The 290-nt window shown below is 54.5% G+C and carries 1 protein-coding gene; it reads right to left on the bottom strand.

Features of this window, described 5'->3' with window-relative positions:
• A partial coding sequence (locus Q4563_RS19030; RefSeq protein ID WP_303605625.1) for an extracellular solute-binding protein occupies window positions 1-290 on the bottom strand: 290 nt, incomplete at both ends.

The following is a 290-nucleotide window of genomic DNA, read 5'->3' as shown; positions in this document are numbered from 1 at the left end:
GGCACTGCCATCGTTTTTCACGGAATCATGAATACGGCCGTTATAGGCTTGCGTCATCACAACCGCGCCATCGGCAAGCAGTTGAGGAGCTTGTGCGCCGGATTCCCACCAGATGATATCCTGCTTGATGGCATCGAGTTGACGGAATGCACGGTCCAGCCCTTTTTTGGTTGCCAGGACGTCGTAGACCTTGTCTTTACTGACGCCATCAGCCAGCAGAGCCCATTCCAGCGTGCCTTTGGGGCTTTTGCGCAAGCCACGTTTGCCAGGGAATTTGTCCGTGTCAAAGA

The sequence above is a fragment of the Gilvimarinus sp. 1_MG-2023 genome, from assembly GCF_030548285.1.
Note: the sequence above shows the minus strand (reverse complement) of the source record. Positions and strands in the feature narration are given on the sequence as shown.